This is a genomic window from Ghiorsea bivora (genome assembly GCF_000744415.1).
Classification (GTDB): domain Bacteria; phylum Pseudomonadota; class Zetaproteobacteria; order Mariprofundales; family Mariprofundaceae; genus Ghiorsea; species Ghiorsea bivora.
Genome location: NZ_JQLW01000005.1, coordinates 376,972 through 395,388 on the forward strand (window position 1 = coordinate 376,972; position 18,417 = coordinate 395,388).

Consider the following 18,417-nt stretch of genomic DNA (forward strand, 5'->3'; position numbering starts at 1 on the left):
CATACTTGCGGTGGTTTTTAACCTTGGAGGGTATCTTTGTCCAATCCGTCTTCTTTTCGTTTGCGTCTGTCGCAGCATGAGCGTCTTACCGATGCATCATGTGATGATGTTGTTGTTAAACTCACATTTGAGCCACTACCCCATCAAAATTTACCAACATTTATCGCAGGACAATGTGTACGCATGGGTTTACCCAGTCAACCTGATTTGTCTGCATCTTACTTTGCCATTGCATCCAACCCGAATGATGTTTTGGCGCATGATACCGCCAAATATGAATTTGTAATCAAAGGTGTGCATCCCTTATCTTATGCTTTGGTGGCATTGAAAGTAGGTGAAGAAGTTGAAGTGGAAGGGCCCATGGGCAAAGGGTTTGATTTGTCCGCACATCAAGGTAAAAATGTTATTCTTATGGGTGTTGGTACTGGCATTGCACCGCTGCGTAGTGTGTGGTTGGATATGATTGACCACCGTGAAAACTATGGAACCATAGCCATTTATGCAGGTTTTTTGAGTGCGATGCATCATTTGTTGACCGATGAATTACAAAGTCTTGATGCGCATGATATTCAGGTCAGCATTTCGCTGGCAACGGGGCATGATGATTGGCACGGGCCTGTGGGTTATGTGCAACATGCCTTGCAAGAAGATGCACCGAATCCTGATAATACGGTGGTGTGTTTGGCGGGTATGAATGTGATGGTGGACGCATGCACAGAAACATTGTTAGAATTGGGTTTTAATGAACAACAAATCTTGCTCAATTTCTGAGGTGTCACTACCTCTTCTCGCACTCGATATTGGCGGTAAACGCATTGGTGTTGCTGTTTCCGACCGTTTGGGTTTTTCGTGTCGGGGTATTACATGTTTATTCCGTAACGACCAAGGCTGGCCACGCCAAGTGAATAAATTGGTGGCTGAATATGGTATCAAAGCGTTGGTGGTGGGTTTACCGAAAAACATGGATGGTACAGAAGGTAGCCAGGCAGAAGATTGCCGAAAAGCGGCGGCACAACTATCCAAAACTACTGATTTACCCATATTTTTTCAAGATGAACGCCTTTCCACGTGGACAGCCAAAGAGCGTTTGTTTGCCCAAGGTTTGAATGAGAAAAAAATGCGTGCCAAGCTTGATCAAACAGCAGCAGCTGTGTTTTTAGAAGATTTTATTGCCGCCAACAAATCCTTAACGGAGAAAAAACATGCCTAAACCTTTATTTGGACTCAAACATTTATTCGGCATTGGCGACCTAAGCCGAGAACAAATTACATCCTTGGTCAATTTGGGCGATGATTTTATTGACATCAACAGCCGTAGTATCAAAAAAGATGCCACACTTCGTGGGCGCACCGTGATTAACTTATTTTTTGAAAATTCAACGCGCACACGCACCAGCTTTGAAATTGCAGGTAAACGTTTGTCAGCCGATGTCATCAATATATCTGCTTCAACTTCAGCCACCAAAAAAGGTGAAAGTTTATTGGATACAGGGCAAACCCTTGCAGCCATGCAGCCACATGTGTTGGTGATTCGCCATTCTGTGGCAGGCACATGCGAGTTTTTATCCGAATTTTTGGAAGATACCGCACTCATTAATGCCGGTGATGGTTCACATGAGCATCCAACACAGATTTTAACAGATTTACTCACGCTTAAACGCAGCATGGGTGATATTCAAGGTAAAACCATGACCATCGTGGGTGATATTGCCCATTCAAGAGTGGCGCGTTCGCATATGTTAGCAGCCAAAATTATGGGGTATAACGTACGCATCGTGGCACCCAAAACATTATTACCTGCTTTTGTGGAAAATTATGGTTGTGAAGTGTTCCATGACTTTGATGCAGCGCTTAAGGGCACGGATATTTTATATATGTTACGCGTGCAAACCGAGCGCTTAACCACCAACTGTTATTTCCCATCGATTCGTGAATACCACGAAACTTACGGCTTAAACATGAAACGCCTTAAAGCAGCAGGTGACCATTGCATGGTGATGCATCCAGGGCCTATGAATCGTGGGGTTGAGATTGCAACAGATGTTGCTGATTCCATGAAAAGTTTAATTTTAGAGCAAGTGGAACATGGCGTGGCAGTGCGCATGGCTGCATTAACAGCATTATGTGGCGGGGCGACAGAGGAATGACTTCTTTTTTGAACCGCAGAGGACGCAAAGGAACGCAAAGGAAGTTCATAGAGGCTGTCCAAAGATTAAGGTGCTCCGCGAAGTTTCGTGTCCTTGGCGGTAAAAGTTTGGGTGGTGAATTAATATGACAGATATTCTAATTACAAACGGTCGTGTGATTGACCCTGCAAACCAAGTGGATGAAGTCTGCGATGTTTGGATTGAAAGTGGAAAAGTAGCAGGCGTTGGCAAGTTTGATGGCGCTGCCAAAAAAACCATTGATGCCAAAGGTTTGATTGTCTGCCCAGGGCTGATTGATATGCATGTGCATTTAAGAGAGCCAGGTGAAGAGTGGAAAGAAGATATTGAGTCGGGTTCACAAGCGGCTGTGGCAGGTGGTATCACCACGATTTGTACTATGCCCAATACTGAGCCGTGCATCGACCATGCAGGCATTGTGTTGCAAGTGATTGCGCGCGCGAAAGAAATTGGTTTGTGTAATTTGCGACCTATTGGCGCAGTAACGCGCAACCTGAAAGGCACCGAACTCACCGAAATGCGCGAATTATCGCGCTCAGGTGCGGTGGCATTTTCCGATGATGGGAAACCAGTCTGGCATGCGGGTGTGATGCGTAAAGCATTGGAATACTCTTCAAGCTTTGGTTATTTGATTATCCAACATGCTGAAGAAAAGCAACTTACAGAGGGCGGTTCGGTTAATGAAGGCTGGGTGTCCACACAACTTGGTGTGCAAGGTATGCCTGTGGAAGGCGAAGACAGTATGATTGCGCGGGATATTATGCTGACCCGTCGCGCTGACGCCCGTTACCATGTGGCACATATCTCATCCAAAGGTGCGGTTGAACAAGTGCGCTTGGCACAAAAACAAGGTTTGAAAGTCACCACAGAAGCAGCGCCGCATCACTTTGCATTGACTGAAGATGAAGTGCTCAATTTTAATGCCGATGCTAAAATGAGCCCTCCATTACGCACTGAAGAAGATAGGCTGGCTGTGATTGAAGGTTTAAGAGACGGTACGATTGAAGTGATTGCAACCGATCACGCACCACATCATGAAGATGATAAACGCTGTGGATTATCATGTGCAGCATTTGGCATTGTAGGTTTAGAAACCATGTTACCCGTATCGCTAGATTTAGAGCGTGCTGGTGTGTTACCCATGGTTGATTTGATTGCCAAGATGACAGCAAACCCAGCGAAATTATTGAATCTTCCAGAAGGTTCATTATCTCAAGGCAATGCCGCAGATATTTGTATCTTTGACCCCAATAAACAATGGATGCTAGACCGTGAGAAACTGCGCTCTAAAGGACGCAATACCCCGTGGCATGGTAGAACCATGACAGGGCAAGTGGAATATACACTCAAAGATGGACGTGTGGTGTTTGAGAAGGGTGAGATTAGAGTTTGAGATTTCATGAAGTATGTAAAGGAGTGAGGTGGTGTCGAAAAAAGTATTGTGGTTTGTGATTGTATTGTTACTTGCAGTGATTGTTGGTTTTGCTGCGAAGTTTATGGTGTTGGGAAGTACACAGGAAGGCACTGCCGAAGACAGCCGAACCGTTGTGGTACTGAATAGTGTTGAGCGGGCAGCAGTATTGTCAGAAATGCGAGCACTGCTTGAGGCAACGCAGCTTGTAGTGGAGGGTTTGACTGAGAGAGATATGAAGCAAGTTGCAGAGGCAGCAAGTGCGGTAGGCATGCAAGCAACGAGCACTATGGATGTGCGTTTGATGGCGAAATTACCATTAAATTTTAAGCGGTTGGGTATGAGTACACATAAAGCATTTGATGAGATTGCAGCGCTTGCGCAAACAGGTGATGCTAGTAAAGTGCAACGCAAATTGGCAGAGACCATGAACAATTGCGTAGCTTGTCATGCTAGCTTTCAGATTCCTTCTGTATTTCAATAAATAGGAGGCTCTATATAGATCTTCCTTAAAAAGTCATAACATTTGAATATAAAAATAGAACACATACACTTTTTGTTGTATGAAATGCAAGGTTTATACGTGTTTTTATGCAAAATTCTTGCACCTGTTTGAAATAGGCGAGGCTAAAGCTTTACTTCCATTGGAGGTGCGACTTTAGTCGCGCATGAACTTTTTTATGTTGCTTGGTGTCTTTGTGATAAAAAAAGGTTTTCTTGCGTATGGAATACTTTTTGAGGAAGCTCTATTTAAAGAAAACTTGCACCTAAACGATTCAACGTTTGTACCAAGAAAATATCTAAAAAGTATATCATCATCAGGGCAATGATGGGTGACCAGTCGATGCCACCCATATACGGCACGCGGCGGCGGATAGGGAATAGGATGGGTTCAGATAGTTGATTGATGATGCGTACAATGGGGTTGTATGGATCGGGTGACACCCATGATAAAATGGCGCGGGCAATGATAACAATCATGGCAATATTGAGGGCAATGCCCAACACTGCTGAAATAGCTTGTAATAAATAACCCAATATAAACATTAGCTTAACTCCTTAGACCGTTTGCTTGCTGCTTGCACCCCTTTGCGTACTGCTGTTGGAAATTCACTTTCATACATGGCATCTAGGGCTGCTTGAGTGGTACCACCAGGGCTTGTGACTTGGGCACGAAGGGTTGCTGCATCACGACCACTTTCTGCAAGCATGCGACCTGCACCCATGGCTGTTTGATTGGCAAGTTTGGCAGCTAAATCTTTAGGTAAACCTTGTGCTTCACCTGCAGCTTGCAATGTTTCAGCAAGTAAGAAGAAATAGGCAGGACCACTGCCTGACACAGCGGTGACGGCATGCAATAAACGCTCATCATCTACCCATGCAGTTTCTCCAGATGCACCAAGGATATATGTTGCCATATCTTTGTGTTGTTGATCAGTTTCACCAAATAATACGGACATACCTGCACCCAATAATGCGGGGGTATTGGGCATGACACGAATCAATGCCAAATGGTCACGGCGAGCATAATCTTTCATTTTTTGAATGCCCACACCTGCTGCGATGCTAACAACTGTTGCATCTTCAGGAATACGGTTACCAATTTCTGTCAAAACACTTTCAATAACTTGTGGTTTCACCGCTAAAACAATGGCCTGGGCGTTTTCAATAGCATCAATATTATGCGTTGATGTTTGAATACCATAGTGCTCGGCAAGTTCTGCCAAACGCGGCTCACGGGTGTCGGTGACGGTGATGTTCTCAGCATTGTGCCCAGCTTTAACAAGCCCTGCAATCAAGGCTTCTGCCATATTTCCGCCACCGATAAATGTTATCTTTTGTTGCTTCATAATCACCTAATCTTGTCCAAAAATTTCTGAGCCAACCCGAATCATGGTCGCTCCTTCTTCTATCGCTATGCGCCAATCATTGCTCATGCCCATGCATAAACCTTGTACATGAGGATACTGCGCTATGACATCATCCCTGCATTGTCTTAACAAGGAGAATGCCAACTTAGCATCGCCATCTTTGGCAGCCATACCCATCAAACCGATGACTTCAAGTCCTTCTATAAGGGCTAGCTGTTGTAAAAACAAGGGTATATCATCAGGCTGAATACCTTGTTTTTGTGGTTCGTCTGAAATGTTTACCTGCACAAATACGGGTAGTCTACGACCTTCAACATGTTTGGCGACCTCTTTTGCAGTTTCAATATTACAACAGGAGTGCCACATATAAGCAAAACGACCAATATATTTGGCTTTATTCTTTTGTAGCGGGCCAATCATATGCCAACGGGCAAGGGGATATTTTTGTGCTCTATCGCGCAAGTTTTGCGGTTTGGCTTCGCCAAAGTCCAAATGTCCTTCTGCCAATAGTATTTCTATATTGCTATCGCTAGTGTATTTGGATACGGCAATGAGTTGGGCATCACCCATGTTGGATTGCACATGTTGCCAACGTTGAATGAGGGCTGAGTCAATCATTTTTTTTCACGCGTAACATAAAAAAGCTTAAGACCAGATAGAATATAACGGCTTGGGCAAGCAATAATACCACGGTAATCATGGGGCTTTTAATCAAAGCCAATGCGGCAAGCCCCATTAATATGGAAAAGCTTAAGATAAGGGTGACCGCTTGTGCTTGTGTGCAACCTATATCCATCAATCTGTGGTGCAAATGATCTTTGCCGACATATTCAATCCATTCCCGGAAGTTGTGTACATCACCACGGGCAATGCGGGCAACGGTGGTATAAATAATATCAAAAATCATCACGGAAAAAATTAGCAATGGTGCGGCATAGGCTTTGATTGCACTATCTCCAGACCAATCACCCATAACCGCAATCGATGCCATTACCCAGCCTAAATAAGTGCTACCTACATCACCCAAAAAAGAGCGGGGTTCGCTTTGGTAACGTGCGTTGTCAGGCAAAAAGCCAATGGCAGCACCTGCTACAGCCAAACATAAGTACAACATATACGCTTGGTCAGTATGCCAAGCCAGCATGCCCATCAATAGGCATGTAATGGCGGCTAAAGATGCCGCTAAACCATTGATACCATCTAAAAAGTTAAAAGCATTGGTGATACCAATAATCCATAATGCGGTGACGATATATTCCAGCCCATGCCCCCACCAAGTGTCCGGTGCAAAGTGAATGACCACATCGCAATACATCAGTACAGCAACTGCGATAAACTGACCCATCAGTTTGGTTTTGGCGGATAACTCTTTGATGTCGTCGCTTAAAGATAATGCGCCTACGATGAGCGCAGATATAACCACACCTTTAAATTCGATGGAGTAGTTAAAATTGAGCAATAAAGTGGCATTGACGGCAATAATGACAGCCAAACCACCAATACGCGGGGTGGGTTGGGCGTGTATTCGCCGTGCATCGGGATAGTCCAAAGCATCCCAGCGATGTGCAGCATAAATTATAGCAGGCATCAAAGCGTAGGTTAACAATAGGCTGGCAAAAAATAAGAATAGGCTATGTGTTAATAATCCTTGTACCTGCCAAGGCACGACCAATAACAGACCTGTGCACAAGGCAAGCCAACGTATATAAGCATGATCTATGATTTGAAACATGTTGCAAGTCCTTGTGAAAGCAGTAAAAATTCTTGTTCGTTCATGTTATGCAGCAAAGGTAAAGACACACAATATTGCCATGCCTTATCAGCTTGCGGGCAGTTTGCATCACGGATTGCATGGTGCAAGGGTTGTTGTACTGGGCGCATGGCGGTTATGCCCTGTTGTTGCAATGTTTGAATCACATTTTCAGCTGTGTGCTCGCTACGAATGATATAACGAAAGTGATTGCCTTGTATGCCAGTGATTGGCGTGACTGCATAATTCTTTAGCATGGCATCGTATTTATTTACCCATGTTTGGCGTTGTTGTTGCTCCGCAGCTGCATGGCTTAGTCGCACTTGAGCTAAGGCAGCGTGGATATTGGATAACTGATGATGTCCAACATAATCTTGTTGTAAATCCGCTTGGTCAGGGTTGGTCATCTTGGTGATGGATTGGATAAGCGCCTCATCCTTGCTACTGATAAAACCGCCATAAGCACCACCCCAAGGTTTGGTAGCATAAAAAGAACCAATGCAAACATCGGCAAATGTGCCCACAGCTTTACCTTGCCACATTGCACCTGCAGATTGGGCAATATCTTCAATCACTGGGCAGTCAAAAGGTTCGCTCACCAAAGGTTCAATCATACCAAAGGGGTGAACCAATACCAAAATATCCAAATCTTTGGCAGTGGTGTGTGCTTGTTCAGCATCCAAGGTTAAGTTTGTTGTACAGTCCATAAACACAGGCTTCGCATCTGCATTTTTCACGGCAAACAATAGCGAGGCACAGGCATAAGCAGGGATACCCACGCGCGCTTGTTTTTTGTCTTTGCTGAGTGCGCGAATGGCAAGCATCAATGCCGATGTACCTGAATCAACAGCCAGCACGGCTTGCCCTGATAATTGGGTTTGCAAGGTTTGTGTTAAAGCCGTGGTTACATCACCTTGGGCTAAAAAACCTGATTGAATCACCTGTTGTGCAGCCTGCGCAAAGGGTTTGCCAAAACTTGGGCGAGAATGGGGAATACCTGGCATTATAAACGAATACGAATGGGCATAAATGCTTCAGCGCAAGACATTTTACCCTGTACACCACGAAAATGGGATGTCGCCAAAGCAATTTCAATGATATTGAGGCTGATACGGGTGCGCTCCACCTGCGATTTATGCGCTTCTAAGGCTTTGAGTTTAAGGCTTAAAGTGTCGTGGGTATTCATAAAGACGGTGGGTTCAAAACCAATGGTTGAAGGCGTTTCATAACACAATACATTAGGAATATAACGGGTAACCGAACGTGCAACCAATGCCATTTCTCTGTGGTCTTGGTGGGTATCATCGAGATGGTTTACATATACGGTGTCAGGTTTGATTTGTTGTACGATTTTTTCTAGGGATGCCATCAGGTCTTGACTGGAAGCAGGCAAATGAGTGTCTTCAAAGTCACCCCAATGCACTTGTTTAAGACCTAAAATCTTGGCAGCAGCTTCTTGTTCAGCGCGACGAACGGTAGCATCACCACCAACTTGTCCTGATGTGGCAACATAAATATGTACTTCATCACCACGTTTTGCATGTTCAGCAAGGGTTCCACCGCAACCGATTTCTAAATCATCGGGGTGTGGGGCAAGGGCAAGTATTGTTTTCATGGCTGCATGTCTCCCATATTGGCAATCAAACCTTTGGCATCTTCACCGATATTGAGCAACACATCAAGCACACTCAAGTAAGGTATGAAATCACCATGCATTTGGGGGTATTTTGGTGGTGTACACTGTTGAAACAGCAACTTGATATTGGCACCAGTGAATGCGGATGGTTGCAAATAATTGCGTCCTTCTGCGCCTGAAAGGTATACACCACCTTGTAAATGTTGGGTGATTTGGATGAGCCGTTCTGTTGGATTGGTTACATCCACAGGTAAATCTGATGCAAGGTGTAACGGGGTAGTGCAGTCTAACATACGACCAAGTTCACGAATCAAAGCCACATTCAAATCGACAAGCCTACCATGCTTTTGTTGCAAAATGGTTTTGATTGGTTGCCAATATGCATCCAAATAAGGGGATTTGGCATAGGCTTGTTCAATGGATGTGATTTGTTTTTTTGCCCAGTTGTTTGGTGCGATGCGGACTTCATGTATCAGTTGTGGGAAACGATACGTTACAGGCACAGTAACCCACTGCTCACCTTGTTTGGTTTTGATGCGGTTGCGGTTTTGCCATTCATTTTTATGAAACTGCACCGTATCCAAAATGACAAAGGTATCGGCAAGTTTCCATTTATGAAAGAAACCTGACCAAGGCATATAATTGGGCTGATGAATGGTAATGGTTTTCAAGTATTCCCCTTGTTATTCACGCACTTGAACCAGAAACGGATTGGCTTCCATGCGAATGCCTTGCTGCGCTGGTATTTGTAAACGTATCACATGTCGCCCTACAGACAAGTGCAGCGGGTAGCTTTGTGCCACCTGCATATCGCTGGTAAGCAAAATATGCCCTACGATTTGACCATCTACAATCCATTGTGCTTTGAGTTGTATGGTTGGTTTTGTGTTGTCCATCTCTTTGAGGCTGGCAATCAGGGTCACATTTGGGCTCACCACAGCCGTATCACCTGTAAACATGGTTTCTGTTGCTTGGGTTTCAGGGTTGGCGTAAAGCAGTGCTAAGCTGTTGAGGCTTAAATTATGCTGTTTACCCATTTGCCAAGCGGTCATACGCCCTTGTTTTAGGGCGGCTAAAATATCATCCTCCTGCGCGCTTTTTGCCCATACATCCATAGGAAAGTTGCCCAAAAACTCACCTGATTGTCCTTCTTTATGATAATCACCCGCAGCTACTGCCCAAATGGGTTTGCCAATATAACCTGCCAAATAATCCATCATATATTGATCCCACAAACCACCTGCAATGGTATTGTCATCGTTATCACCATAAGTAGCAGCAAATCCATCAGCTGTGGCGTCGGCAGTGGATGATTGAAATACATCACGATTGTATGGGGGTGTATCCAGTAAAACCCCCATAGGCCCTCGGCGTACACCAGATTTGGTTCCGGGATGTGCCCAAATGACAAATAAGTTTTGCGCATGTGCCGATTCGATAAATGCTTGGTTGGGGTCAACTTTTGGTTTCATTAACCATGTGGTCATAAAAGCAATAAATGAACCTGCGAGCAGCAAAGCAATACCCCGCTTTTTCTTGCGCATCAAGATAAAGAGGAGCCCAAAAATAAACACAAACCAAAACACTAATGATAATTCTTTGTCGCCGTAGCCATACTTTAAACTGTAGCTGCTTAGCTTGGTAATATTTTCAGGTGTTTTAACACCCAATGTAATCAGATGTTTTTCAGCGTCATGTAAGCTTAGGTTTTTGAAGGGTATGCCTTGCCAATAGTAACCCGGTGTAGACTCTGTACCTGCAAAGATTGTGATGTTGGATTGTTGTTGGATGCGTTTTAAATCAGTGAAAAAGTTATCTACACCTGTTTGGTATAAAGAGGGGTGCTCTTGGCTATAACCAAAAATATGAGGCACAGGGTCAATGCCTAGACGAATGCTATATCTATCATGTTCGGTAAAAGCGATGGCATCCAAATGGCGTTTTTTTGCCAGTGAAACCAGCGTGTCAAAGTCATGTGCACCATCAGAGTGGTTGCTACGTACATCAATCAATACGCGGTATGGCGGTGCTATTGTGGGTATATGATGCAGGACAAGAACTGGTTTTTCTTGTTGGTTGGTGTTTTTCGGTAGTGATAAATCATTGTCTATGCGCAGGGATTGCTCAGGTAAAATATCATGCAGTAGCATAAGTCTATCCAAGCTTATATCTTCTGTAGCTAGTGCTGGTATGTTAAACCCAAACAGTAATGTTATCATCAATAGTGGTGATATGGACATTATTCCTCCGCAGTTCTGGTGCGAAATTAAAGCAAAAGCATTGCCAATACAATCAATCAGGGGTTTTTTGGCCTTGAGATACCCTCCCTAGCAATGATTTGCATAAGCTGCTATACTCACCTTATGTGTTATGTGGAATATAACGATAGACTAACTTCAGCTTGCCTAACTTTGGGTCATAGCGATGGCTTACAATACCTTTTCAAAGTCTAGCAGCAATCTGCTTGAACTGATGGACTGTGGATATGCAGCTCTTGACCTGCACGGGCATTTCTTAGAAACCAATACAATCTTTGCTGCTATGTTTGGTTATAATGAAAACACCTTATTATTGATGGATATGGAAACATTCTGGAGGAATGCGGCTGCGCAGGTATCTTTTCTTGAGCAGGTGAAAGAGCAGGGTGTCGTACATCATTATAAAGCGGAATTAAAACATAAACATGGCGAGTTGTTGCCTGTATTTATCAATGCAGAATATTTGCTTGAGCAGCAAGTGTTTATGCTTTGTGTTTACCCTAGTATACTGCCTGATACAAGCCAGTATGAAGTGTTGAAAACGAGTCAGAAGAACACGATGCAGCGAGAGTTAATAACCAGTGAATCAAACTCGGCTAGGGTTGAGTTATTCCAACCTTTTTCTTTGGGTGATTTGGCATTATCAGTGATGCAACGATATGAGCATGTGTTTGTGGGTAAACCAAGAGTGTTTACTTATGAAATTATGAAGAACTTACCCATGTGTATGGGTAATAAACAACAGGTTTTGAAGTTATTATCTTGTATGATGGATAACGCCATTGAAGCGACACAAGCGGGTGACAGTATCACGGTTTATGTGCGTACGACCATGTTAAAACACAAAAGTACAGGTTTGGATGAGCAATATGTGATGTTATCTGTGCAAGATAATGGGGTTGGTATGGATGCGGAAACGCAAAAACATATTTTTGAGCCAAATTTTTCAACCAAGCTGCAAGGTAGAGGTATGAGTCTGACGCGGGCACTGAAGGTGATTAAGAAACATGATGGTAGAATTCATGTTAAAACAGGCCCTAAGATGGGCAGTTTGTTTAAAGTTTATTTTCCTGTGTGTAGCCATGAATAAAACATGCTCGGTATTGTACAATCATTAAGTTTATGCATCTTTTGCCAAGATGAGTTTTGAACAACAACATGTGATTCGGCATACGCAACAATATTTTCCAGATGCCATGGCTGAACAGGAAGCCTTGCGTGATGCCTTGCTTGCGGGTGACGGCCGGTTTAAATTGATACTTACCGAGCACCCACCAACGTATACTTTGGGGACTTCAGGTACGACACAAGATGTATTAACCCGAGAAGTGGATGGTGATACCATTGAAGTATTCCAAACAGGTCGCGGTGGTGAAGTGACCTACCATGGCCCTGGGCAGTTGTTATGTTATGTGGTGGCAAATGTGTCCAAAGAACAAGATTTGCATCAGCATATTTGGCGATTGGAAGAAATGATTATACGTACACTGGCAGATTTGGATGTCCAAGCAGGGCGGGATTCGCGTGGGATTGGGGTGTGGGTGGATGGTTTAAAAATTGCTGCTGCGGGTGTGCGTTGTAGGCGTTGGGTGGTATGGCATGGCATTGCCTTAAACATCAATCCCAATCTCAATCATTTTAAGGGTATTGTGCCGTGTGGTATGCAAGATGCACCCGTCACGTCATTGGCTAAGCTTGGGTTAGAAGTTAGGCGTGATACAGTAGAAAAGATAGTGGTTAAGCAGGCTGAAAAGGTGTTTTATTCTTTATTGTAGCTGTTGTTTAATAATGAAGAATACTATGCACAGGGGTGGGGCTGAGTTTTTCGCGTCCGGCTAGAAAATCCAATTCAATAACAAATAAACAAGCCGCAACCTCAGCACCCAGTTGTTCAATTAGTTGAATGGTAGCTGCTGCTGTGCCGCCTGTTGCCAATAAATCATCAACCACCACCACTTTATGACCTTGGCTTAAGGCATCACGATGAATTTCGAGTATGCCTGTGCCATATTCGAGTTCATATTCAATGGCATGTGTATCAGCGGGAAGTTTTCCAGGTTTGCGTATGGGTACAAAACCAACGCCTGTTTGTTGGGCTAAAGCAGCACCAAATAAAAAACCGCGCGATTCAATGCCAACAATAGCATCAATATCATCAGGCATGTGCACAGCAAGCTCAGATGTACATGCTGAAAATGCTTCGCCATCCGCTAAAAGCGGGCTGATGTCTTTGAAGTTGATGCCAGGTTTGGGGAAGTCTGGAATGTTTCGGATATAATCGCGTAGTTGTAAAGCTGGTTTTGTGGTCAAATAAGTTCCTCCAAAAGCATGGTTTGTGCTTCTGGAAGGTTACGCAATTTTTTTAATGCTGCAACTTGAATTTGACGAATGCGTTCGCGGGTTACGCCCATGTGTTCACCGATGGCTTCAAGTGTCCAAGGATCATCGCGATGTCCTAAGCCATAACGAAGAGACATGACTTTTTTCTCTTTTTGGCTTAAGAAAGCCAACCAGCCATCGAGTAGGTCTTTACAAAGGTTTTTGTTTAATTCATGGCAAGGCTGCTCAGCCGTACAATCTTCGATGATATCATATAAGGTTAAATCTTCTGTACCTAACATGATTTGGTCTGCGCTGTCTGTGGGTAATACCGCTTCTTTGAGTTCTTGCACGCGTTTCTTGGTATTACCCATGCTGACGGCGATTTCGTTTTCAGTGGGCTCGCGCCCTAAAGTATTGCGTAAATGATTCACATAACGCCCCATGCTATTAATTTCTTTAGCCACATGGACGGGTACACGAATGGTATGGGCCTGATTCATAATGCTGCGTTCAATGCTTTGGCGAATCCACCATGTGGCATAGGTTGAAAAACGGCATTCGTGTTCAGGGTCAAACTTTTCTACAGCGCGCATCAAACCAATATTGCCTTCTTCAATCAAATCTTCGAGTGGCACATTGGGGTTCATATAGCGGCGGGCAATTTTCACAACCAAACGCAGGTTGGCGTTAATCATGCTGGTTCGTGCTGTTTCGTCGCCTGCTTTAATTTGGTTTGCCAGTGCAATTTCTTCTTTAGCGGTCAGAAGTTGGTAACGCGAAACCTCTTTCATGTATAAACTCATTGGATCTAATGCTGTGTTTACTTTCATGGTCTATCCCCTCTCTCCACTGGATGATGCATCGTCCAGTATGCGAAGCATGAAGCGTAGTAAAGAAGGTGTATATCGCATGAATATGCTATATGATTCATAACATGCTGATAATTAAAGGTTAAATTATAGTCCTATGGCTTCTTTGCTGGGGTTTTCCAGGATTTTCTTCACATGAACGAGGAATTGAACAGCTTCTTTGCCATCTACCAAGCGGTGATCGTATGACATGGCGAGATACATCATAGGGCGTGCCACAATTTCATCATCTTCAACCACAGCACGTTGGGTAATGGTATGCATACCTAAAATTGCACTTTGCGGCGTATTAAGAATGGGGGTGGATAACATAGAGCCAAAAATACCACCGTTGGTAATCGAAAAGGTACCACCTTGTAAGTCATCAGGTTTTAAGCCGCCTTCTCGCGCTTTGCTCGCCAATGCGATAATACCTTGCTCAATTTCAGCGTAACTTTTAACCCCAGTATCACGCAATACAGGCACAATCAAACCATTATCTGTGGAGACAGCAATGCCCATATCAATATAGTTATGATACAAAACATCATCGCCATCAATATAAGCATTCACGGTTGGGAATTCAGCACATGCTGAGACACACGCTTTGACAAAAAACGACATAAAACCCAATTTTACGCCAAATTTGGCTGTGAACTCTTCTTGGTATTGCTGGCGCATGTCCATAATGGGCTGCATATTCACTTCATTAAATGTGGTGAGCATGGCGGCAGTGTTTTGCGCTTCTTTCAGGCGGGTGGCAATGCGCTTGCGCAAACGAGTCATGGGTACACTGATTTGTTCGCGTTCAGCAAGCGGGGTGGTGTCGGTTATTGTTTCATCTTTGGTTTCAGGTGCTGGAATCACTTCTTTGCTGGAGGACCCTTTTGTTTTGCTAGTGGTAGTTTCTTCGGGCTCATTGGCTTCTGAAACACCTGTATTAGCAGCCGCCACATCAACAGATGTATCAATTAAACCAATAACCTGACCAGGTTCTACTGTGTCTTCTTCCGCAGCCAATTGTTCTTGCAGAATACCAGACTCGGTCGCTGTGATTTCCATGGTGATTTTATCACTTTCGATTTCGGCAATAATATCATCCACATGTATTTCATCGCCCACATCTTTAAGCCATGCAATCAGTGTAGCTTCGGTATCGGATTCCCCCAAGCTGGGTACTTTAATTTCAAACATGGTGCCACCCCATTTTGTATTCGAGTAGTTGATTGGTGTCAGTGCCTAATGCTGCTGCCATCAGATGTTCTTTTTCTTCATTGTGTCGTTTCATCGAACCCACAGCGGGTGCAGCCAAGGCATCACGTGCTAAAACATACAAGGTTTGTTCGCTTAACAGCGCATCTTGAATCATATGTTTGATTTGCCGCCAAGCCCCTTGATTGATGGGTTCTTCTTGTAACCAGACCACTTCCTTGCAATCGGTGTAAGTTTCCATGATTTGAGTCAGTTCTGCAGCAGGGAAGGGGTATAAACGTTCGATACGAATGATATGCGTATCATGGTTCTCGTGTTTGTTGCGTGCTTCAAGCAAGTCATAATAGACTTTACCACTGCATAGGATGACACGGCGAGCTGTACCCGCACATGTATTATCTAAAATGGGTTGAAACGCGCCTGTAGCCAAATCGGATACGGTGGATGTTGAAGCTTTGTTTCTGAGCATACTTTTGGGTGCCATGATAATCAGCGGTTTACGGACTTGATGTTTGTATTGCCGCCTTAACAAGTGAAACATTTGTGCTGGCGTGGTGGGATAAACCACTTGCATATTATCATTGGAGCAGAGTTGTAAGAATCGCTCCAAACGGGCTGAGGAATGTTCTGCACCTTGCCCTTCATAACCATGGGGCAACCATAATGTTAAACCAGACATGCGGTTCCACTTGGATTCACCCGCAGCCACAAACTGGTCGATGACCACCTGTGCCATATTGGCAAAATCGCCATATTGGGCTTCCCAAATCACCAAAGCTCGTGGTTCGGCAACCGAATACCCATATTCATAAGCCATGACAGCCATTTCCGATAACATACTATCCACCACCAAAAAGCGAGACAATGTACCATTGGTTATGGTCTTTAAAGGCATAAAACCTTTGCCTGTTTTTTGGTCATACACAATGGCATGTCGATGGAAGAATGTGCCACGCCCTGAGTCTTGCCCTGCCAATCGAATCCAGCCACCTTCATCCAGCAAGGATGCATAAGCCATCATTTCAGCACAACCCCAATCGATGGGCATATCATCATGAATCATGCTGATGCGATTATCATAAATTTTCTTCACTTTAGGGTGCAGTTGAAAGGACTCAGGCACTTGCACAGCACGTGAGACCAATGCTTTGAGTTTATCTTCGCTCACCGTGGTGTCGGGCTCTTGGTCGCTATGTTTAACAAAACCTTCCCAGCGACCATGCAAACTGTTTTCATGTTTGGGTGCTTGTTGCGGAGAAACCATATTATTTTTGCGTACGCTATCCAAACATTCACGGAACATTTTAGCTGTTTGCATCGATTCGTCTTCGCTTTGAATGTCTTCGTCTGCCAGTTTTTGGCGATAAATAGCCTGTACAGTAGGATGTTTTTTGATGTGCTGATACATTTTAGGTTGGGTAACTTCAGGTGCATCCGCTTCATTATGCCCCAGCCTGCGATAACAGACCAAATCAATGACTACATCGCTGCGGAATTGATGGCGATAGTCCATGGCAAGCTCCATTGCCATACAACATGCTTCAGGGTCATCGCCGTTAACGTGTAATACAGGAGCTTGCACCAATTTGGCGACATCGGTGCAATAAAAGGTAGAGCGTGCATCAAAAGGATTGGTGGTAAAACCAATTTGATTGTTGACCACAATATGAATCGTACCACCAGTGCGATAACCCGATAAATCGCCAAGGTTTAATGATTCAGCTACCACACCTTGCCCTGCAAAAGCAGCGTCACCATGAACAAGCACACCCATTACTTCACGTCTTGCATTATCTTTACGGCGACATTGCCGTGCGCGAACACTGCCCAAGACCACGGGTGAAATAATCTCCAAATGGGAAGGATTAAAACCCAAAGATAGATGAACTGTGCCGTTGTCCGTGCTGATGTCTGACGAGAAACCCATGTGATACTTCACATCACCAGCACCACTTTCAGTATCCACAAACTGATTGCCTTCAAATTCAGCGAAAATATCACTCAAAGATTTACCCAAGATATTGGCAAGCACATTTAAGCGACCGCGATGCGCCATGCCCATAATAATTTCTTTCACACCTTTGTTGCCTGCACGTTGAATCAGACTATCGAGCATAGGAATCAAGCTTTCACCACCTTCGAGTGAAAAGCGTTTTTGTCCTGTATATCGGGTGTGTAAAAAGCGTTCAAATTCTTCAGCTTTCATTACCAAATTAAAAATATGTTTGCGTTGTTCGTTGTTAAATTGTGGCTTAGAGCGAGAAGACTCTAATTTTTGTTGCAGCCAATTGCGTTTGGCAGTGTTGCTAATATGCATTAATTCAGGTGCAATATGACCACTGTAGGTTTGTTCTAGAATATTGATGATTTCTTTTAAAGGTAGAGTGGCAGGTGCAACCAAATCACCCGTAGGGAAATCTGTATCTAAGTCGCTTTCATTTAAACCATAATATGCCAATTCCATATCAGGAGCGATATGGGGTGGGTTAAGTTTGAGCGGATCTAAATTAGCGATGAGATGACCATGCATACGCCATGCATTGATCAAATATAATGCGCGAGATGGGTATTCCACATGGTGCAAGGCAGTGGTATTTTCATGGCTGCTTGTTTTGCCTGTTTGTTTTGTGGTGATGGGTTGTGGCTTAACTGCTATAGCGGGCGTTAAAGTGTCGCTATGCTCATTATTGGCGGTGGTTATCCGCATGTCGTGTTTGAGCTTAGCTAAAGCTTCATCGTGGGAAGTCATAGTGATATGTTTACTCAGTGATTCAGGCAAGGTCGCCTCCTTATGTCACGACTAGGAGCCTGTAGGACTTATGAGAATCGGCTACGAAAAATCGGATATTCATCTTCTTTACCTGTGTTTTCGTTGAATAACGGTGTTATTCGCCTCAAAACCATGTAAAAAATCAAAGACCTCCCGATGTTTCGCGCTACAATT

The 18,417-nt window shown here is 44.0% G+C and carries 19 protein-coding genes; 7 read left to right on the top strand and 12 right to left on the bottom strand.

Annotated features, from left to right (window positions below; all coding sequences use genetic code 11):
• Window positions 1–36: 36 nt before the first annotated feature.
• The 5 genes from DM09_RS02370 (at window position 37) to DM09_RS02390 (ending at window position 4,060) form a co-directional block, all read left to right on the top strand.
• Window positions 37–771, top strand: coding sequence for a ferredoxin reductase domain-containing protein (locus DM09_RS02370; protein WP_232507725.1), 735 nt, complete (start codon window positions 37–39; stop codon window positions 769–771).
• Window positions 743–1,210, top strand: a complete 468-nt coding sequence (gene ruvX, locus DM09_RS02375) for a Holliday junction resolvase RuvX (RefSeq protein WP_051937950.1) — start codon at window positions 743–745, stop codon at window positions 1,208–1,210. The genes DM09_RS02370 and ruvX overlap by 29 nt, the downstream gene beginning before the upstream one ends.
• Window positions 1,203–2,147, top strand: coding sequence for an aspartate carbamoyltransferase catalytic subunit (locus DM09_RS02380; protein WP_038247257.1), 945 nt, complete (start codon window positions 1,203–1,205; stop codon window positions 2,145–2,147). The genes ruvX and DM09_RS02380 overlap by 8 nt, the downstream gene beginning before the upstream one ends.
• Window positions 2,148–2,271: 124 nt before the next feature.
• A complete protein-coding gene (locus DM09_RS02385; RefSeq protein WP_038247263.1) occupies window positions 2,272–3,558 on the top strand; it encodes a dihydroorotase in 1,287 nt (428 codons plus the stop codon).
• 31 nt (window positions 3,559–3,589) lie between these two features.
• Window positions 3,590–4,060 carry a cytochrome c gene (locus DM09_RS02390; protein WP_038247265.1) on the top strand — a complete coding sequence of 157 codons (471 nt, stop codon included), beginning with the start codon at window positions 3,590–3,592 and terminating at the stop codon, window positions 4,058–4,060.
• A 266-nt stretch (window positions 4,061–4,326) separates the two neighbouring features.
• Here the strand turns inward: DM09_RS02390 and DM09_RS02395 are convergent, their stop codons facing one another.
• The 8 genes from DM09_RS02395 to DM09_RS02430 are packed head-to-tail and all read right to left on the bottom strand — an operon-like array spanning window position 4,327 to window position 11,073.
• On the bottom strand, window positions 4,327–4,623 hold the full coding sequence (locus DM09_RS02395) for a YggT family protein (protein WP_038247266.1): 297 nt from the start codon (window positions 4,621–4,623) through the stop codon (window positions 4,327–4,329).
• A complete protein-coding gene (proC, locus tag DM09_RS02400; protein ID WP_038247267.1) occupies window positions 4,623–5,426 on the bottom strand; it encodes a pyrroline-5-carboxylate reductase in 804 nt (267 codons plus the stop codon). Before proC ends, DM09_RS02395 begins: the two co-directional genes overlap by 1 nt.
• Before the next feature lie 6 nt (window positions 5,427–5,432).
• Window positions 5,433–6,065, bottom strand: a complete 633-nt coding sequence (locus tag DM09_RS02405) for a YggS family pyridoxal phosphate-dependent enzyme (protein ID WP_038247269.1) — start codon at window positions 6,063–6,065, stop codon at window positions 5,433–5,435.
• On the bottom strand, window positions 6,058–7,179 hold the full coding sequence (locus DM09_RS02410; protein ID WP_038247271.1) for a glycosyltransferase family 4 protein: 1,122 nt from the start codon (window positions 7,177–7,179) through the stop codon (window positions 6,058–6,060). Before DM09_RS02410 ends, DM09_RS02405 begins: the two co-directional genes overlap by 8 nt.
• Complete coding sequence (locus tag DM09_RS02415; protein ID WP_038247274.1) at window positions 7,164–8,201, bottom strand: DegT/DnrJ/EryC1/StrS family aminotransferase; 1,038 nt, start codon at window positions 8,199–8,201, stop codon at window positions 7,164–7,166. The genes DM09_RS02410 and DM09_RS02415 overlap by 16 nt, the downstream gene beginning before the upstream one ends.
• Window positions 8,201–8,812 carry a PIG-L deacetylase family protein gene (locus DM09_RS02420; RefSeq protein ID WP_051937954.1) on the bottom strand — a complete coding sequence of 204 codons (612 nt, stop codon included), beginning with the start codon at window positions 8,810–8,812 and terminating at the stop codon, window positions 8,201–8,203. The genes DM09_RS02415 and DM09_RS02420 overlap by 1 nt, the downstream gene beginning before the upstream one ends.
• Window positions 8,809–9,504, bottom strand: a complete 696-nt coding sequence (locus tag DM09_RS02425) for a WbqC family protein (protein ID WP_051937956.1) — start codon at window positions 9,502–9,504, stop codon at window positions 8,809–8,811. The genes DM09_RS02420 and DM09_RS02425 overlap by 4 nt, the downstream gene beginning before the upstream one ends.
• Window positions 9,505–9,516: 12 nt before the next feature.
• Window positions 9,517–11,073 carry a PHP domain-containing protein gene (locus tag DM09_RS02430; protein WP_038247278.1) on the bottom strand — a complete coding sequence of 519 codons (1,557 nt, stop codon included), beginning with the start codon at window positions 11,071–11,073 and terminating at the stop codon, window positions 9,517–9,519.
• 184 nt (window positions 11,074–11,257) lie between these two features.
• Between DM09_RS02430 and DM09_RS02435 the strand changes: the two genes are divergently transcribed.
• Window positions 11,258–12,181, top strand: a complete 924-nt coding sequence (locus DM09_RS02435; protein WP_038247281.1) for an ATP-binding protein — start codon at window positions 11,258–11,260, stop codon at window positions 12,179–12,181.
• Between the two features lie 49 nt (window positions 12,182–12,230).
• A complete protein-coding gene (gene lipB, locus DM09_RS02440) occupies window positions 12,231–12,866 on the top strand; it encodes a lipoyl(octanoyl) transferase LipB (RefSeq protein WP_038247283.1) in 636 nt (211 codons plus the stop codon).
• 7 nt (window positions 12,867–12,873) lie between these two features.
• Here the strand turns inward: lipB and DM09_RS02445 are convergent, their stop codons facing one another.
• The 4 genes from DM09_RS02445 to DM09_RS02460 all read right to left on the bottom strand — a co-directional run bounded on the left by DM09_RS02445 (window position 12,874) and on the right by DM09_RS02460 (window position 18,252).
• Entirely contained in the window at window positions 12,874–13,401 is a 528-nt protein-coding gene (locus tag DM09_RS02445) for an adenine phosphoribosyltransferase (RefSeq protein ID WP_038247285.1), read from the bottom strand.
• The gene (locus DM09_RS02450; RefSeq protein ID WP_038247287.1) at window positions 13,398–14,243 is read right to left on the bottom strand and encodes a sigma-70 family RNA polymerase sigma factor; all 846 of its coding nucleotides are present in this window, start codon (window positions 14,241–14,243) and stop codon (window positions 13,398–13,400) included. Before DM09_RS02450 ends, DM09_RS02445 begins: the two co-directional genes overlap by 4 nt.
• 126 nt (window positions 14,244–14,369) lie before the next feature.
• Entirely contained in the window at window positions 14,370–15,455 is a 1,086-nt protein-coding gene (gene sucB / locus DM09_RS02455) for a dihydrolipoyllysine-residue succinyltransferase (RefSeq protein ID WP_038247289.1), read from the bottom strand.
• Entirely contained in the window at window positions 15,448–18,252 is a 2,805-nt protein-coding gene (locus tag DM09_RS02460; protein WP_051937958.1) for a 2-oxoglutarate dehydrogenase E1 component, read from the bottom strand. The genes sucB and DM09_RS02460 overlap by 8 nt, the downstream gene beginning before the upstream one ends.
• Window positions 18,253–18,417: the final 165 nt, after the last annotated feature.

What these genes read in the sequence shown, in the direction of transcription:
- ruvX (WP_051937950.1), top strand. Translation starts at nt 743, where the DNA reads ATGAACAACAAATCTTGCTCAATTTCTGAGGTGTCACTACCTCTTCTC.
- DM09_RS02380 (WP_038247257.1), top strand. Translation starts at nt 1,203, where the DNA reads ATGCCTAAACCTTTATTTGGACTCAAACATTTATTCGGCATTGGCGAC.
- DM09_RS02385 (WP_038247263.1), top strand. Translation starts at nt 2,272, where the DNA reads ATGACAGATATTCTAATTACAAACGGTCGTGTGATTGACCCTGCAAAC.
- DM09_RS02395 (WP_038247266.1), bottom strand. Translation starts at nt 4,623, where the DNA reads ATGTTTATATTGGGTTATTTATTACAAGCTATTTCAGCAGTGTTGGGC.
- proC (WP_038247267.1), bottom strand. Translation starts at nt 5,426, where the DNA reads ATGAAGCAACAAAAGATAACATTTATCGGTGGCGGAAATATGGCAGAA.
- DM09_RS02405 (WP_038247269.1), bottom strand. Translation starts at nt 6,065, where the DNA reads ATGATTGACTCAGCCCTCATTCAACGTTGGCAACATGTGCAATCCAAC.
- DM09_RS02410 (WP_038247271.1), bottom strand. Translation starts at nt 7,179, where the DNA reads ATGTTTCAAATCATAGATCATGCTTATATACGTTGGCTTGCCTTGTGC.
- DM09_RS02415 (WP_038247274.1), bottom strand. Translation starts at nt 8,201, where the DNA reads ATGCCAGGTATTCCCCATTCTCGCCCAAGTTTTGGCAAACCCTTTGCG.
- DM09_RS02420 (WP_051937954.1), bottom strand. Translation starts at nt 8,812, where the DNA reads ATGAAAACAATACTTGCCCTTGCCCCACACCCCGATGATTTAGAAATC.
- DM09_RS02430 (WP_038247278.1), bottom strand. Translation starts at nt 11,073, where the DNA reads ATGTCCATATCACCACTATTGATGATAACATTACTGTTTGGGTTTAAC.
- DM09_RS02435 (WP_038247281.1), top strand. Translation starts at nt 11,258, where the DNA reads ATGGCTTACAATACCTTTTCAAAGTCTAGCAGCAATCTGCTTGAACTG.
- lipB (WP_038247283.1), top strand. Translation starts at nt 12,231, where the DNA reads ATGAGTTTTGAACAACAACATGTGATTCGGCATACGCAACAATATTTT.
- DM09_RS02450 (WP_038247287.1), bottom strand. Translation starts at nt 14,243, where the DNA reads ATGAAAGTAAACACAGCATTAGATCCAATGAGTTTATACATGAAAGAG.
- sucB (WP_038247289.1), bottom strand. Translation starts at nt 15,455, where the DNA reads ATGTTTGAAATTAAAGTACCCAGCTTGGGGGAATCCGATACCGAAGCT.